The organism is Desulfonema magnum, from assembly GCF_017377395.1.
Taxonomy (GTDB): Bacteria; Desulfobacterota; Desulfobacteria; order Desulfobacterales; family 4be13; genus Desulfonema_C; species Desulfonema_C magnum.
In genome coordinates, this window is record NZ_CP061800.1 from 372,106 (window position 1) to 389,058 (window position 16,953).

14 protein-coding genes are annotated in these 16,953 nt (G+C 42.4%); 1 reads left to right on the forward strand and 13 read right to left on the reverse strand.

Translation table 11 applies throughout. The features are described from left to right. Window positions 1–188: 188 nt before the first annotated feature. The 8 genes from dnm_RS01505 to dnm_RS01540 all read right to left on the reverse strand — a co-directional run bounded on the left by dnm_RS01505 (window position 189) and on the right by dnm_RS01540 (window position 10,766). Complete coding sequence (locus dnm_RS01505) at window positions 189–632, reverse strand: protein-export chaperone SecB (protein WP_207680959.1); 444 nt, start codon at window positions 630–632, stop codon at window positions 189–191. Window positions 633–698: 66 nt separating this feature from the next. Then, a complete protein-coding gene (locus tag dnm_RS01510; RefSeq protein ID WP_207680960.1) occupies window positions 699–986 on the reverse strand; it encodes a hypothetical protein in 288 nt (95 codons plus the stop codon). Further along, on the reverse strand, window positions 949–1,500 hold the full coding sequence (locus tag dnm_RS01515; protein WP_207680961.1) for a poly(ADP-ribose) polymerase family protein: 552 nt from the start codon (window positions 1,498–1,500) through the stop codon (window positions 949–951). Before dnm_RS01515 ends, dnm_RS01510 begins: the two co-directional genes overlap by 38 nt. Window positions 1,501–1,626: 126 nt before the next feature. Beyond that, a complete protein-coding gene (locus tag dnm_RS01520; RefSeq protein ID WP_207680962.1) occupies window positions 1,627–4,029 on the reverse strand; it encodes a hypothetical protein in 2,403 nt (800 codons plus the stop codon). 77 nt (window positions 4,030–4,106) lie between these two features. Next, window positions 4,107–4,829, reverse strand: coding sequence for a hypothetical protein (locus tag dnm_RS01525; protein WP_207680963.1), 723 nt, complete (start codon window positions 4,827–4,829; stop codon window positions 4,107–4,109). A gap of 228 nt (window positions 4,830–5,057) precedes the next feature. After that, window positions 5,058–6,365, reverse strand: a complete 1,308-nt coding sequence (locus dnm_RS01530; protein WP_207680964.1) for a hypothetical protein — start codon at window positions 6,363–6,365, stop codon at window positions 5,058–5,060. A 1,232-nt stretch (window positions 6,366–7,597) separates the two neighbouring features. Continuing rightward, window positions 7,598–9,892, reverse strand: coding sequence for a type II secretion system secretin GspD (gene gspD, locus dnm_RS01535; protein ID WP_207680965.1), 2,295 nt, complete (start codon window positions 9,890–9,892; stop codon window positions 7,598–7,600). A gap of 100 nt (window positions 9,893–9,992) precedes the next feature. Beyond that, the gene (locus tag dnm_RS01540) at window positions 9,993–10,766 is read right to left on the reverse strand and encodes a hypothetical protein (RefSeq protein WP_207680966.1); all 774 of its coding nucleotides are present in this window, start codon (window positions 10,764–10,766) and stop codon (window positions 9,993–9,995) included. 45 nt (window positions 10,767–10,811) lie between these two features. Between dnm_RS01540 and dnm_RS01545 the strand changes: the two genes are divergently transcribed. Continuing rightward, window positions 10,812–11,516, forward strand: coding sequence for a hypothetical protein (locus dnm_RS01545; protein ID WP_207680967.1), 705 nt, complete (start codon window positions 10,812–10,814; stop codon window positions 11,514–11,516). Here the strand turns inward: dnm_RS01545 and gspM are convergent. From gspM to hisF, 5 genes are all read right to left on the reverse strand, one after another. Further along, the gene (gene gspM, locus dnm_RS01550) at window positions 11,497–12,060 is read right to left on the reverse strand and encodes a type II secretion system protein GspM (protein WP_207680968.1); all 564 of its coding nucleotides are present in this window, start codon (window positions 12,058–12,060) and stop codon (window positions 11,497–11,499) included. The genes dnm_RS01545 and gspM overlap by 20 nt on opposite strands. A gap of 136 nt (window positions 12,061–12,196) precedes the next feature. Next, a complete protein-coding gene (locus tag dnm_RS01555) occupies window positions 12,197–13,411 on the reverse strand; it encodes a PilN domain-containing protein (protein ID WP_207680969.1) in 1,215 nt (404 codons plus the stop codon). A gap of 50 nt (window positions 13,412–13,461) precedes the next feature. After that, window positions 13,462–14,502: a type II secretion system minor pseudopilin gene (locus tag dnm_RS01560; protein ID WP_207680970.1), complete on the reverse strand. Its 1,041-nt coding sequence runs from the start codon at window positions 14,500–14,502 to the stop codon at window positions 13,462–13,464. Further along, complete coding sequence (locus tag dnm_RS01565; RefSeq protein ID WP_276571839.1) at window positions 14,499–15,137, reverse strand: PulJ/GspJ family protein; 639 nt, start codon at window positions 15,135–15,137, stop codon at window positions 14,499–14,501. The genes dnm_RS01560 and dnm_RS01565 overlap by 4 nt, the downstream gene beginning before the upstream one ends. Window positions 15,138–16,152: 1,015 nt before the next feature. Then, entirely contained in the window at window positions 16,153–16,917 is a 765-nt protein-coding gene (gene hisF, locus dnm_RS01570; RefSeq protein ID WP_207680972.1) for an imidazole glycerol phosphate synthase subunit HisF, read from the reverse strand. Between the last annotated feature and the right edge of the window lie 36 nt (window positions 16,918–16,953).

Consider the following 16,953-nt stretch of genomic DNA (forward strand, 5'->3'; position numbering starts at 1 on the left):
ATAATTCCTTGCCGGACAGAGATTGAAAGCTCGTCCGAAAAGTTTTACCAAATCATCTTTGATAAATATTTTGTAAGGGAACAAAAACCTGTACAGCAAAAATTTGCAACAGAACCGCCCGAAAAGTTATGATTTCAGGCTGATGTATATAGGGTAAATTCGGTGCCTCAATACTGATTATCAGATATTCATTTTGATTCAACAGAGGCAGGGCAGTCTGTTGTTTCTACGCTTCTTTTATTATTTTGTTTAAACTTGGCAGCAAAATTAATGGCAGGTAAAATTATAGGCGGAATATTTGCCTGTGCGGTGTAGCTGGTAATTATGCTGCGAGCAAAAGGATACATTATTGCAGGGGAATTCTGAGTGGCAAGCTTCTCAAAAAGTTCCTGTGACATATCTTCGGTTCCGAGAAATCCGCCCTTCATTCTGATAAAAAATTTGAAAGATTCAGCTTCGAGAGAAACATCCATAATGACTTCAACGAAGCGCTTTTTATCTTCGTCATAATTTTGCTGAACTTCGACGGATTGTGACAACTTCAGATTTTTAGGGTCAAAGCCGTCTTCAATTTCACAATGTATCTTACTAATACGGTAGCCTACGAATCGGAACGGACTTTCTTCAGTCATATTAAAAATCCTGTCGGAAAAAACCTCTTTACTAACGGAATTTTCCCTTGAATTATTATAATTTTTTTATGCAGCTATTAAAAGAGTCATTTCTGTTTCAATATAAGTATCCGACCTTTCATAATCTGTAATAATGTTTTCATGATCAATGATGTCAGCACCAGTTTCGAATGTTCCGTAAATATTCTTTATATAAGCAGGGTGCTTGTAAGCTACTGAAGACACAAATTCAATATTAATAAAATCAATATTGTCAAGTTTTTGTGATTCTTCAAAAAGTTGTTCATAGTCTTCAAGCGTCATTGCTTTCACTTTATTAAGAATTTCTTTCAGAATCTCTGTTCCCGGATTCATATTTCCCCCCAGTTTTATAAAGTACATTTTTCTTTATACATTCAGGCTGTTTTACACAAATTTGTATCTGAAATTTTTCTATAATCGGCGAATAATATCCGCCGAATTTTCCGGCATTAACCGGCGCTCTGATAAGTTCTGCTTTCTTCTCTTTGGCCATCAAATTGAATACAGCCCTGTCTGAAAAATTTTTCAAATTTTTCCCTGATTTTTTATGAAATCCTAAAAGCATCTCCTTTATTTCTCTGAACAATTTTTTATGCTCATCATTAAACACCAGATCAATATAAAGGTCAGTTTCTATTTCGGCTTGAAATACTGCCCAGTGTTTCAGATGCTTAACCTTGATTGCCCAGTTTCTGGCTTCCGTAAAACCATTTGTCAAAGGTGACATATCTTCAAAAAAATATATCCCCTCACCGAACCATTCTTTTTTCCCAGAAAATTTATAGCCCTGATTAAAAATGCTGTCAATATTGTTCGCGTCTGTTCCGTGATAGCCAATAAATTTCATTGTGATTTGTGGTTTGTGATTTGTCAATGGTGATTTGTGATTTATAACATTGTGATTGGTGATTGGTGATTGGTGATTTATAAAATTGTGATTTTTTGTCATCAATCACTAATCCCCAATCACAAATCACAAATCACCAGTCACTAACATATCTCCCATAAGACGAGAGCCATCATTTGAGCCTATTAGATAAACACCGGTCAAAGGCTGTCCCTCGTAAGATTTGATTTTGACATATCTGGCAGACCGGGAAACCTCATCACCAAATAAATTCCCTATGGTATCGGACAGACGCTGGTTCGGATTCAGATGCTTTCTTATAACATCCAGAAGATGTCCTTTTTTATTAAAAGCAGAAAGAGAAATATTTGTGGATGAATTACCAGTATTCATGATACCAATTCCGTTCCACCAGGCATCAATGCAGGCAATATGAGGCAGATATAATGACGAAGCAGCTCCTCCCGAAGATGGGAGCGGCATACCTGCCATCTGAAAATTATCACGAGTTCCGTAAAGCAGTATTCCGTTCAAGGGGCTGCCATCTCCGACAATCTTCATGGCTGCAATACCATCATTTAAAATTTCAGAAAATATCTCTTTGATATTGCTTATAAAATTCTGTCTGGCCTTCAGCTTTTGCTCGGAAATTCCAATAAGATTCCCCTCTGAATCATAGGCTGAAAATGTTACGGCAGAATCATCTTCGCCAGTGTTCATCACTGTGATATTTGTCCACCAGTGATCGTCAGAAGCAATGTGCGGCACTGTAAATTCATTGCCTCTTTCCCTTGTCAGGGGCATAAACGCTGTTCCTCCGGAACCATTACGAAACTGAACGTAACCTGCCAGACAGTTTCTTCCGCTAGCGGCAGAGGCGACCATGGTTTTGGCATCCGAGTTCAAAATATCGAGGGATTCATCTTCCACTTTCTGACCCGGGGAAAGTTCAATGGTGTCCGACGCCAGAAACTGTCCGTTTTCATCATAAGTCTGGCGGACAATTTCTTCTGCCTGGTCACCCATATTGACCATTCCGAAGAGGGTCTGCCAGCCGCCTATCCAGCCCATAGTTTCAAAGCGGGGGAAAACAATCTTCGAGGAAGCCTCATTCATTGAAATAAAATTTGCTCCTGACATTAAAGAATCCCTGGCCACACCAATCTGAAGCCCCGTAAATGGCAAATCAGCGTCAATCCTTATGTATTCGGATTCGGAAGGGGAGGAAAGTCCGAAAGTATTCGCTATTGTTCCGGACAGATGGCGGAGAGATGAATTGTCATTGTAGCTTTTTTGGGGAAACCCCTGTTTGTCCATGAGAGAAATGATGGCTCTGTGGGCATCTCCCCTGTCGGGAATCAGAAGCGCCAGACCGTTGCACCATTGCCCCGAAGGGTAAACAGGATATATCCCTCTGTATGAAAGACTTTGTAAGACCGTCAGATGATAAACAGGTTCCTCAGCGTTTTTGGACGGAGAAATTTCAAAAACATATGCGCCTTCCTGATCATTGGCTGAAAACACCTGCTCCCCCCTGCCAGTCGTTTCCTGTATTAGCTGACCATCAGGTGTATAAGTCCTCAGATACGTTTTCAGTTCGGTATCATCACCCTGCTCATCCGTGGTCACACGGACAGTGAGCCTGTTCCCTTTTTTCAGTTCAACTTTGAAATAATCACTGTCACCCGCGATCATCGGATAAGAACCGCTTGAGAGGGACACTGCATTTTCAGAAGAATTATTATCTTCAAAAGGATCGTCGGTTGTATTTACAATTTCTTTTACCTGTTCATAGCTCATATCAGGATTAAGCGGCTCTGTGCCAAAAGGCTCACTGGCATTGACCGGGGGGGTTGTTCCTTTTTCCCATCCGCTTTCTGTAATGTTCCCATTTTCATCCAATACAAAATAATAATAAAAGGTGACTGTTCTGATCAGTGTGCCAATAAAATCAGGAGGAACTTCATCCATGGCATGATAGATGGTGGTTGTGTAATGTCTGATATTGCCTTCCTGAGTATAATCCGTATCATACTTGAAGACCGGATAGTTCCAGCTTTCTCCGTTGTCGCCCAGATCCATAATAATGGGGGTTTTCTGACCTGCGATAAAATCTTCCAACAGCCGGTGAAAATCCTCCGGGGTATCTGTGGAATAGCTGTTAAAGAGGGTTCCGTGATAAACAGCAGTCAGAAGACCTTTTTTATCTCCCACATAAAAGACAGTGTCCTTATATATTCCTTTGTGAACAGGCTCTTCCTCTAAAACAGAGGCCGCTGACCAGCAAAAGCACAATCCCTCCCATAACTCTGCATCACTATTATACAAATGTTCCATGCCGTAACGGATAGCCGGGCCGTCATAAGTACCACTGGTGACATAATCATATTTTTCAAGCGGTGCCGGGTGCCCGAGATATCCGACTCCTGTAACCAATGTTCCCCGAATTGCAGACCACCAGTAACCGGACCAGGGAGTGTAGTCTGCTTCAAATGTGGCGCATTCTGTTTTATGGGAAAAGGACAACAAAAGAACAACCGTCAGAATAAAAAAGAAAAAATATTTTTTTTTAAAAAAACTTTGTTTTTTTTCAGACAAATGATTTTTCACTTTTCCACCAGCCAATATTGCATATTTCCATTCCGTCCAAAAAGGGGCCATAAGAAATCTTCACACCAATATTGAACAAAAATGAGAGCGTTATTGTTTGAAATACATTTAACTTCAGTCAATTCTCTTTTTCCTGACCACTCAGGGAGTTCTTTTATTCCGCCTTGAACTTTCCGAACTTCCTGCCTGAGCATTTCTGAGGTTCTGAGCGTCTGGGAGACATGTTTTATTACCGTAAAATCATCAGAGGATGGGAAACGAAGCGGGAAGACTGGCATATCGAAGGGGATCAGGGTTTGTTCGGTTCGAATGGGAATTTTTTTATCATAAGTCAGCGTTTTGGTGATTGGTTTGCCGCGGCGTTTTTTTTTTATTTCCGATTTCACAAGTACAGGGACAGCAAAAGATTTCTCCCCGCGCTCCAGGCGATAAGTAAGCTTTGCAGTTAGATTCAAACTGCCATCGTGATCTTTTACACTAATTATATAGCAATCTTCCGAACCACTCTTTTCACAGCCTGTAACTCTATATTCCCAGTAAACAGGAGCAGACCAACTGTCTTTCTTTAACGGTGATTGGTAAACAGATTTTACCAACCATTTGTCTCCTATTTTCCAGGCAGGACAAATAACGTCTGACGCGGCTGCCTGAGAAACACAGGAGAAGACAATAAAAATACTTGCCCATAATATTATTATGTTACAGATAGTTTTTTTCATAATGCCCTTTTGATTTCGGAGTTCCGCGTTCAGAAAATGTAGGGTGGGTGGAGCGAAGCGCAACCCACCTTGTGCGGTGTGGGTTGCGCTTCGCTCCACCCACCTTACATTTGAATAAGGCTCAAAAAGTAATGGGTGAGATCACACATAATCTCACCCATTCACTTACTATTAAAAACAGAGCCGTCTTATAAAAAACAGTTCTTTATTTCTGTGACACCCTGTGTTTTACGGACAACAAGAATTCTCACAACCTCTTGCCAGTGCGCCGGCACCAAAATAGCTTCCGTTCATATCACCCAGCATGAAGGAGAAACCGTCCATGCGGTAATTTGACTCTATTTTCAAAGACACGACACCAGGTTCAAGAGTTTTATCGAATTTATCCATGATCTGATCCAAAACAAAAGCCCAGACCAGACTGTTTCCCATATCAGTCTTTTTGTAAGTAGCGATGTTTCCCTTCTGATCTTTCAATGTCAGATTACACCATGCCTCATTAGGAAGCTCATCAACCAGAGCACTCACACCAATTCCGGCCTGCCATCCGCCGTAATTCTGGATGACATAGGGGAAAAACATGCAGCCCTTTGTGGTGTCCGCAGTTTCGCAACATACGATACCGACCTGACGAGTACATCCGCAGGAACGGGGAGGATTACATGTGGGGCACAGACCTGATTTTTCACGCTGGAAAAGGAGACGTACTTCAACATTGATTGCATCACCCTTCTTTGCGGTGCTGTCAATACGCATGGCAGGTACGTCAATCCAAATTTTGCATTTTCCGTCGTCATCATCCTGAATTACATAATCTGTGTCTATAACAGATTCCAAAGCTATGACTCTGTTGTTTCCGACAACCATACCTGTGTGAGCGCCGGCCAAAGGTGTTCCCTCGTCCTTCATTTCCCAACTGACAGTACCGTCAGTCATAGCAACGTCGTTTACTGTTCTGTAATATTTTACCTCACCGAAATCCCGCACCTGTCCATCCACTTCAGTCATTTTGGTGAGTGTGGGAAGCTTACTACTGTCAACAGCGCACATACTGGACGGGAACTGTTCCGGAGTACCTGAAAACAGATCAAAGTAAACAGTGTTCATGTCCGGGTCAGCCCAGAAAACACCTGGTGTTGTAATTCTCATCTGAACACCCATTTGCTCGCCAGGCAGCAAATTACATTTCTCAGGGCAGGTACAGATGTCCAAAATCAGCTTACAATTTCTGTAAGGATTTTCAATTTTGTTAAATCCGGCTCCCTCGCAATAACCATACGGTCCGAATCCGCCCTCTGCTGTAGGATTTCCATCATAATCAAAAGGATTCAGTTCTTTTTTTTCAGTTGTTGTTCGCCCCTGTCCCAGATCTATTGTTGTCTCTTCATAACAAGGGACATTTCCAGGCTCACACTTGGGACAGTCAAAGCACAGAGCTTCCGCATTTACTTCTTCATCTGCTCCGATGGCTGTTGTGGCAAACGTAAACAAGCCTATCACTGCGATCAGTATAGCCAATACTTTTTTCTCTTTCATTCCTTCCTCTCCTCACAATAAATTGATTCTCGTGTTTAAACTCAAAGCCTTATAAAAAACTACCCAATCTTATAAGCAAATGTTTTTTACACCACCTCCTTTTCATTTTATAAAAATCTTTTTATGGAATCCGTGTTTATCTGAAACTGCTGGTTGGATAAATTAAAAATCACATTCACCCGCTTTTAGCTAACAAACGGTTAAACGTGATTAAAATGCAGAAAATTGTCTGCAGTGAAAAAGGATTACTTTCACTTTAAAATTTCCCTGAATCCGCGAATCCATATCAGCAGAGTTAAAAATTATCTGGTTTTCCCCCTGTAAATTACTTTACACATTCCCTTTACATAGAAAGAGGGCAATTTATTGTCAAATTTTTTAGGAAGGAATTTATACGTTTATTCGTTTGGTGTCAAGCTTTTTTCAACAATTTTAATTTTAACTCGTTGTCAATCAATATTTTTTGTATTTATAGCGAGATACACAGAAAATTCCTAATTATGACGGATTTGAGGAGGGTTCCGAAGTCTTGTATTAAAATATGTTGTGACATCCTGTCACACAGCCTCGGAAAAAACACGATAACTTCTTTTGAACATTAAATTCAGAATGTTAAATCATCCCCCAAAATCCGCTACAATCAGGAACATTTTTTCCATTTACATAAGTTATTATCAGATTGGGGGTTACCTGTTTTATTATTGATTTCAGATAGTTAAAATTTACACTAATTTCTTTTCAATCCGTGAAATCTGTAAAATCTGTGTCAATCCGTGGTTCAGACCTCCCGGCCTGCAAAACAAAAGCCTCCGAACCACTGATTTGCAAGGATTACACGAATTTCACTGATTCTTTTTCAATCCGTGAAATCCGTGTCATCTGTATCAATCCGTGGTTCAGACCTCCCGGCCTGTAAAACAAAAGCCTCTGAACCACCGATTCACACGGATTACACGAATTTCACTGATTCTTTTCAATCTGTGAAATCTGTAAAATCCGTGTCAATCCGTGGTTCTGACCTCCCAGCCTGCAAAACAAAAGCCTCCGAACCGCAGATTCACACGGATTACACGAATTTCACTGATTTTTTCAATCCGTGAAATCTGTAAAATCTGTGTCAATCTGTGGTTCTGACATGATACAAAAAGTCCCACAAAAAATCGGACTGTTTTATTTCATAAGGAAATGCACAAGTCAATGGGATGAAAGGAGTATTTAGGGGAAGCAAAATGCTACCTGCCGGGGCCACTTATATTTATATGTTCGGAGCCACTATTTTTCGTTCCCTCTATAATGTTCCCGACTTTATGCTTAAATTCTTCAGTCACAGCATCTATATCCTCCAACGTGCTGATCACCCGAGGCGTGATAAGAAGGATTAATTCTGTTTTATCTATGGAATCCGATTTTTTCCCAAACAAATACTGTAGTATTGGTATGGTGTTCAGGCAGGGGACACCGGAAGTCCCCTTGTTATCAGTCTGCTGAATCAGCCCCCCGATAACAATCGTCTGCCCATGCTTTACCGTGAGGCTGGTATTCACGCTCCGTTTAAAAAAAGCCGGCATACTCGTATTTCCCACCTGAATATTATCCTCCAACTGGTTGCTGACCTCCTGACTGATGTCCATGCTCACCAGACCGTATTCATTAATATGGGGGGTGACAGACAAAATAACCCCCGTGTTCCTGTACTGGATGTTGGTTTCAATCACATCCGAATCATCTTTATTATATGTTGCGCTGGCAACAGGCACTTCAGTGGAAATATTGATTTTGGCTTCCTTGTTATCAGACGCAAGAACTGTCGGGGACGAAAGAATATTTATCTTTTTATCCGACGCGAGGGCCGAAAGTGCGGCAAACCATCTGTCTGCCTGACCGATCATATATTGCAGACCTTTGATTCCCATTTTCGCTTCCAGCGTCGAAGTATCCGGCCGCCTGCCTGATCCTCTGATATAACTCCATTCAATCCCCAGTTCGGTCTTTGTGTTCAGTTGAATATCAGCAACCGTCACCTCAATCAGAACCTGTCTGGGCAAAACATCAAGACGTTTCAGTATGTCTTCAATAAGCTCATAATCACTCGGCAGTGCTTCGATCACCAAGGCATTTCTGATTTCATCCGAGGTGATCTTGATCTCTCCTTTTAACGTGCCAGAACTCTGCGTCTCTGATAAGATTCTTTCTGCTTTTGTCCTCTTTGTCTTGGATCGAATGGCACCGAAAGGTGTCCTGACAGGTTCAGGTTCTGATTTATTTTTTTTGGATTCCGAGGACGCGTCTTTCTGAATTACCTTTTCTTTTTCCGAGGACGAATCTCCTGAAAAAACACTGTTCAGAAGCTCGGACAGTTCAGCCGCGGCCCCGTTTTTTACAAAATACACATAAATTCTTGGTTCAATATCATGGACAGGCACATCAATTTGCCGGATAATCTGCTGAATTTTATCAAAAATATGACCGACAGAACTGATAACGATCAGATTGTTGAGCCGTTCAACAGGAATAAATTTCACCGCATCTTTGGTCACAGACCCGTAAGCGTTAATAATGTCCGTAAGGGTCTTTGCCGTATCTTCGGCCCCGACATATTCAAGATGATAAACCCGATGATTCACCTTTTCAAACACATTGACATCAAATACCTTGATCAGTTTTAACGCCTTCAGAATGTTGACAGCCTTATCCACCACCAGAAGCGTATTGGAATCCTCGTGAGTGATAATGCTCCCCTCAGCCGATATGAAAGGGGTCAGCAATTTGGTGATTTCCTGGCCAGATATGAATCTGAGCGGGATGATCTGAATGATGATCCTTTCCTCCGGGGAAACATCATCCGGGTATCCGAACCGCGGTGTGACCGGCATTCGTGATGCGTCTTTGAGGCTGATGATTTTGTAAAGGCTGCCCTCTCTCACCGCTGTCAGACCGTTAGCCTCCAATATCTGAAAAAAAACAGGAAAAAGATCATTTTTTCTCAATTGCCCGGCCGTATGAATCGTCACCGTTCCCCGAACATTCGGATCAACAATATAGCTGATATTCAGAAGTTTCGCCATATTTCTGATAACTTCATAAAGATCAGCATTATCAAAATTCAGGACAACGTCTCCGGGGCCAGAGGCGGGGGGGCGAGGGGTGAGGGGCGAGGGGTGAGGGGCGAGAGGGGGCATTTTTTCAGGAGCAGATATTTTATCATATGTATCTGCTTCGGCATATGAAGGCGCAGGTCTTCCTGTCCTGATTTCGTGTACTTCTATGACTTCTTTCCGGTGTGTCCGCTGTCTGTTGACATCTTCAAAAGGAACAGGGCGTAGTCCTGGTTCTTCTGCATTAACCGCATCACCGATTTCCTTTGACGCATTTTTGCTTTCCAAAGCCTCAGCAGCATCGCCTGTTTCAACTTTTATCACAGGTACATTTTTAACCGGAGGCTGTCCAGCGCACCCTCCGAAAAGAATGAGGGCAAAGATTAGGAAATTGATAATTGATAATTGATAATTGACAATTTTATTATTCAATTTCCAATTTCCTGTCTTAGCTTCCAAATTTCCAGTTTCAAGTTTCAAGTTTCCAGTTTCCAGTTTCCAGTTTCAAGTTTCAAGTTTCAAGTTTCAAGTTTCAATTCTTCCGTCGTTTTATTTTTCCAAAAGGCGTATCAACGATTTCGAATTCAGGTTCGGAGGGCGCTTCTTTTTTTTCCACAGCCGCCTTTGGTTCGGGTTTTCTGACTCTTCGCTTCATTTTTCCAAAAGGCGTGTCAATCATCTCGAATTCAGGGGCAGAAACGCCTGCTTTTTCTGAAGTTCCTTGTTTGGACGAAGCTTTTTGGGATTCTGACACGACAACTGTGGGTTTTGCTGATTTTTTTACCTTTTCACGAGTTCTTGTTTTACTCTTGTCATAAAGAGGCACTTCATATTTTTTATCCCCCTGGGCCAAAAGAATACTCTCTTTACGGATTTCAGCCACCTCTAAGTCATCGTCTATCGTATCCCCTACTTTTACCCATTTATTCTTTCTTTCGTCAGCCTCTCTCTTAGGATTGGTGATGAGGGCTGATTTATAATCATCCATCATGACAACCCCGTGCAGGGTGATTTTTTTTCCCAAAAGACTCAGTTCCTTGACTTCAGGCTCAGGTTCCGGTTCTTCCGGAATGAACTCTGCCCTGTCCGGTGAAAAAAGATTGGCATTTGTCACAGATTTGTAAACAGATTCACGAGGCACGCTTCTGTTCAGAATTCTCTTTCCTGGCTGGGCCACGGATTTCTGAGTCACCGGAATCGCCGGAACTGATTTCTCTTTTGCCACCCATACATCATGCGCTTTTATCCCGAAAAATACAGCGCATCCGGCCAACACAATATTCATCAGCCATATCTTTGAAAACATATTCTTCCCTCCTTACTTTGAAACATGAAACATGAAACTCGGAACTTGAAACTGGAAACCGGAACAGTTACATATGGGCATAAAAAATTCGCCGAGTTTACAGGTTTCAAGCAAATATGCCGTCCCTACGGGACTCGGCAAATACGGCGCATATCATTGCTACAAATATGCCGTCCCCACGGGACTCGGAGACACGGCGCATATCATTGCTACTACAAATATGCCGTCCTTACGGGACTCGGAGATACGGCGCATATCATTGCTACTACAAATATGCCGTCCTTACGGGACTCGGAGATACGGCGCATATCATTGCTACTACAAATATGCCGTCCTTACGGGACTCGGAAACACGGGGCGTATCATTGCTACAAAGATGCCGTCCCTACGGGACTCGGAAACACGGGGCATGTCACTGCCACAAATATGCCGTCCCTACGGGACTTTTCGAACACTCTCTTACGGATTTCAAGCAAATATGCCGTCCCTGTAGGACTTTTCGAACCCTCTCTTACGGATCTCGAGTTTCAAGTTTCAAGTTTCGAGTTTCAAGTTTCGAATTTCAAGTTTCAAGTTTCAAGTTTCGAGTTTCGAGTTTCGAGTTTCGAGTTTCAAGTTTCAAGTTTCAAGTTTCAAGTTTCAAATTTCAAGTTTCAAGTTTCGAGTTTCGAGTTTCGAGTTTCGAGTTTCGAGTTTCCAGTTTCAAGTTTCAAGTTTCAAGTTTCAAGTTTCAAGTTTCAAGTTTCATAAACCCTTCAACGGTAAGCGTAGAATAGATTTGCTCTGTTTGTCTGATATTACGAACCCTGACTCTCATATCGCTTATCCTTAAAAGTTTCGAAGATGTTTCAATGCTATAGAGAACTTCCTTCAACTGCCTGATATTTGCATTAAGCGTAATTTGAACTGGAATGCTCAGGTAACGGCCTTTGGCCGGAGAGTCTTTATCTGGCTTCTTTGGTTTTAAAATCCTCATGGACTGTATCTCCACCTCGCTTCTCCCTCCGATATCATTGAGGATATTTTGAATATCCACGGCAGCGAGAGCAGGTGTCTCACCCGTGAGAAGACCGGATTCCGCACGCTCAATCGCCCGGTTTAAAGAAATAAGCCTTGCATCAAGCTCGTTTCTTTTCTGCGCCATTAAGCGATATTTTACCACCTTTCTCTCCTTCATGGCAATTTCATCTCCCAACAACTGAAAATCGCCAACATCCGGAGAGAAGCGATAAATCGCTCCCAACAGAAGCAGAATCATTCCGCCAATCAGTATATATTTTCTTTCCCTAGTCATATGTTCATTATCAATTATCAATTATCAATTATCAATTATCAATTATCAATCATCAATCATCAATCATCAATCATCAATCATCAATCATCAATCATCAATCATCAATCATCAATTATCAATTATCAATTATCAATTATCAATTCACTTTAAGTCCTATCCTGAATCGTTCCTTCCCGTCTTTTTCTTTTGTGATGGTGGACAGAAAGACCGCGTCTTTAAAAAGCGGAGAGGCTTCCAGAATGGGGATCAGTTCGGATGCGGATTCCGCATATCCTTCCAATTGCATTCCTTTTTCAGAAAATCTGAGTTCCCGTGTCCATGCGGTTTCAGGTATAATTTCGCTGAGTTCTCTTAGAATATCCAAAGCGGATACGTGACTGAGCCGGAGGGTGTTCAGATAACTGAGTCTTTCTTCCAGTTCTTGAAAACTGCTCTGAATGCGATCAATATTTTTAATTTCTGATACAAGACGGGTCATCTCCGTATCTAATGCTTTGAGCCTGAGCCGTTGTTTCAGGATATGACTTCCGCCCCAGGCAAGCCCGGCCAGTATCATCATTACCATGAGAAACATCATCACATAGTAACCTGATTTATTCGGCTTTTTTCGGAATTCCCGCGGCAAGAGATTCATTTGAGCGGGTGCGTTCCACAGCCCCTTGAGGCCAAGTCCGAAGGCCGGGGCCAGTTCATAAGACGGGATACTGGTTCCGGAAACATCGGGAGGTATTTCCGACACGGAATTCTGCTCACCTTTTCTCAGAAGAGCGAGAAATTCATTATCCGATCCGGACCAGCGCGGCCCCGAGTGATAGGCAAAAAAATTGACCAGGGCAGTGGAACACGGTTCTATGCCGGAAATGCCTCTGCCGCGCTTTGTGCCTGATGCAGCATGCGGAAATGACATGGCAAAATCCAGATACGGCGCAATAGCGGTCTTTTTTGCCACCATAAGCAGCACCCTCAGCCGATTGCTCCTCTTATCTTCGGAAAGCATCTGGTAATCAAAATGAACCTCATCCGCGGGCAGCGGAATATGTTTTTCCATTTCATATCTGAGCGTTGAGCCAAGATTCTCTTTGACTGCCAAAGGAAATTCAATATCTTTGAAAATCGTCAGTTCTGTCGGAATTCCGACAAAAATATTTGTCGAGCCGTTCATCCGGTTCTCTCTCATAAACTCCGTAACCATCTCTCTGACGCTTTCCAATTTCTCTCTTAAAGACTTGTCTTTCTCCAGCGCATAGATTTCATGGCCTGCAAGCACGACCTTTTTAAAAGAGGTCCTGAGATATGCAATGGCAATTTTGTCATCCTTTATGTCAATACCGAGACTGTACTGAAAAAACAATATAAACCCTCCAAGTAGTCGGTAGTCGGTTGTCAATTGTCAATTACCAATCACCAATCACCAATATCATCAACCCACTTTATGATACGATATTTGTCTTTTGTTTTTGTGTCTATTTTCACCAGAACCTGAACCCCCCGGGTTGTGGTGCTGCCTTCTGTCGTTCCCACAGATTTGATGGTAAAAAAAGAAGATAATGATTTTCCTGATGAGGAGAGAAATGGCCTGACAGCGGAATATACTTCATCGCCCACAATGGGAAGTAATTCACTCAGTGATTTGAAATCATTCTCCTCCCTGTGTTCCATGATTTTTTCCAGCAGATCATCTGTCATTTCAGGAAGGGAGCTTAACATTTGCAATGAGGCAGCATTGATGTTTATTTTATCAGACGCGGAGCTTTTTTTCCTGCCATCCTTTTTTTGTTCTTCGTCTCCATAGATGGTGACCATATCCCTAAGTCCGCGATGGAACATTTCCGGTGTAATTCCCCTGACCAGCAATAACTCTTCTATGGCGTCAAAATTCCCGTCCTTGCATTCATAAGGTTCCGGCAGAGAAAGATAATAATCATCCTCAGCCCCGTTCAGACGGTGAAGATTGTCTTTGTCACGCCAGTCCAAAATGGAATCTGTAATCACAGCCTTTGCATCGTCATCAAGTTCAAAGCGGTTTAACACCATTTTCAACAAACGCTGCCCTGCCTTGTTGATATTGATCTTTCCACTTTCATTCCCGATTTGAACCTTAAACTGACCCTCAGCAAACGGGATGGCAGGGATGTCAGCGTTGATTCGCCACTCAATTTCGTCTTCTTCCGCTTCAACATCAGCGTCAGGCGGTTTCGGTTTCCGAGGCGTCATCTTATTTTTTATCAGTTCAGCAATTGCCACGTTCACACCTGCTGTGGCGATGTAATACGCCTGGGTTTCCTCTTTGAAATTACGGGTGATATTCACCTCTGTCCGCATGGTGTGGCAAAATTCTCCCACAATGACCGATAGCAGCGTCAGCACCCACAACACAAGAAACAAGGCAATGCCGTTTTCATTTTCCGGAAAAAGAGAAAAATGCCGTTTTTTATATCTCATGCGTCTGTGTCCTGATTCATACGGACAACAACAGAAACAGGGGCCGACAGCGCATCTTTTTTAAAGATAATTTTTACTGCCAGGGGAATGCCCTTGTCATTTTCCGGTTCCCAGGATGGCTGCCATTCAAACCCCTCAGCCTGCTTTTTCAGATATTCAAACTCAATATTGTGTAATTCAGGGATAAGATCATGGAAATCGTCCTCATTCAGATTATCCATATCTGCATCTTTTGCCAGCAAAACAATATTCTTCTCATAAAAAATCAGATGCTCGCCCTCATTTTCCCCCGGATTTACGATATATCTGACATATACTGTGCCGAATGTGTTGGCAGGAATCAGGTGTTTATAAGATAAAAATCCCAGTGATTTATTATCCCCCTTTAAAAAAAAAGACTGTCTGCTCTTATCTGTCATCTTACGCAGACAAATGGAAGTCAGCTGGCGTTTCATCAGATCAAGAACAATGCGGTATCGCTGACGGGTTTCAATATCCTGCTCTCCTTTTTCCCAGGCCCTGACACCGATTCTCAGCGCACCGGAGATGATCACCACAATAACGGAGATAATGGTGAGGGATATAAGAAGCTCCAAAAGGGTGAACCCCCTGGTTTGATCATGCGCTGTTTTCAAATTTTACCGTGAAAATACATTTTGAAACGCCGGGTTTTTTATATGAAAGTGTTAGGTGTTAGGTGTTAGGTGTTAGGTGTTAGGAAAAAATGCAAAACTTTCATACTTCGTTGTGACCGGCAGGTCATGCCCATTTATATGAAAATCCGGAGTGCAAAAATAAAGCGAAGCGGTTTTTTGCAGAGACTTTCATGGTTCGTTGTGACCGGCAGGCCATGCCTGTTTATATGAAAATATTTTCATGACCGGGGGCGAAAAACCCGGGTTTTTCATAAGCGTTTATCCATAAAAAAGACTTCCGAAGTTTCCAAAACTTCGGAAGTCTGGCTCTCAGAGCGTGTTTGAAAAGTAGGCCCGGGAAGCTGAAAAGGAGACAGACACCGTCCCTGACACCGCTTTTAAAAGACATGTCCTCAAAAAATGCGGCCGTGACACGGAGATATGATTATTATCTCTTATGACTGCTCATATTTCTTACTTTTCAGACAGCTTTTCGGCTCTTTTTTTACCACGAAGACACGAAGGCACGAAGTTTCTTTGTGGCTCCTTTTTTGCCATGGAGCCACGAAATTTCTTTGTGTCACTTTGTGGCTTCGTGTCTTTGTGGCTCTTTTTTTTACCACGAAGACACGAAGGCACGAAGTTTCTTTATGGCTCCTTTTTTACCACGAAGACACGAAGGCACGAAGTTTCTTTATGGCTCTCTTTTTACCACGAAGACACGAAGGCACGAAGTTTCTTTGTGGCTCTTTTTTTACCACGAAGACACGAAGTTTCTTTATGGCTCTTTTTTTACCACGAAGACACGAAGGCACGAAGTTTCTTTATGGCTCTCTTTTTACCACGAAGACACGAAGGCACGAAGTTTCTTTGTGTCACTTTGTGTCTTCGTGTCTTTGTGGCTCTTTTTTTGCCGCGAGGACACTGAACTCATATTCCTTATTTTTCAAACAGGCTCTCATAAAAAAAATTTCCAAAGCCTCAGCAGATCGAAAATCTGACCGACTATAGAAAATTACAAATTAACTTTCAAGCCTTTTTTTTGCAGATATTCCTTAACCTCTCTGATGCTGAAAGTACGATAATGAAACACAGAAGCTGCCAGCAGAATATCTGCTCCCCCTTTGACAACGCCTTCATAAAAATGTTCCAATGTCCCTGCTCCGCCGGAGGCAATCACCGGCAGATCCACCACATCTGAAATGGCTTTGGTAAATTCCAAATCATATCCGGCCTTGGTTCCGTCACCATCCATGCTTGTGGGCAAAACAACACCCGCGCCAAGTTCCTGACATTGTTTTGCCCACTCAACAGCGTCTTTGCCTACGGGTTTGGTTCCGCCGGAAACAACCAGTTCAAACCCTGATGGCATATCCTTGTTTCTTTTGGCGTCAATTGCCACGGCTATCTTTTCCGAACCCAGCTTGTTTGCCGCTTCTCTGACCAGTTCAGGCGTTTTCAGGGCTGCACTGTTCATGGAAATCTTATCCGCCCCGGCCTCAATGACCATTTCAATATCTTCCAAAGAGGAAATCCCACCGCCCACGGTCAGCGGGATGCTTATCACGGATGAAACCTTTTTCACCCATTCCAAACGGGTTTTCCGGTTTTCCAATGTTGCGGCGATATCCAGCATGGCCAGCTCATCAGCCCCTTCTTTTTCATAAAATGCCGCATTTTCAACAGGATCACCTGCATCTTTTAAATCAACAAAATTTATCCCTTTGACAACCCTGCCCTCTTTCATGTCAAGACAGGGCATAATTTTGATCACGCTCATCACATTTTACCTTTCTAAAAAAAATTAAATTCATCA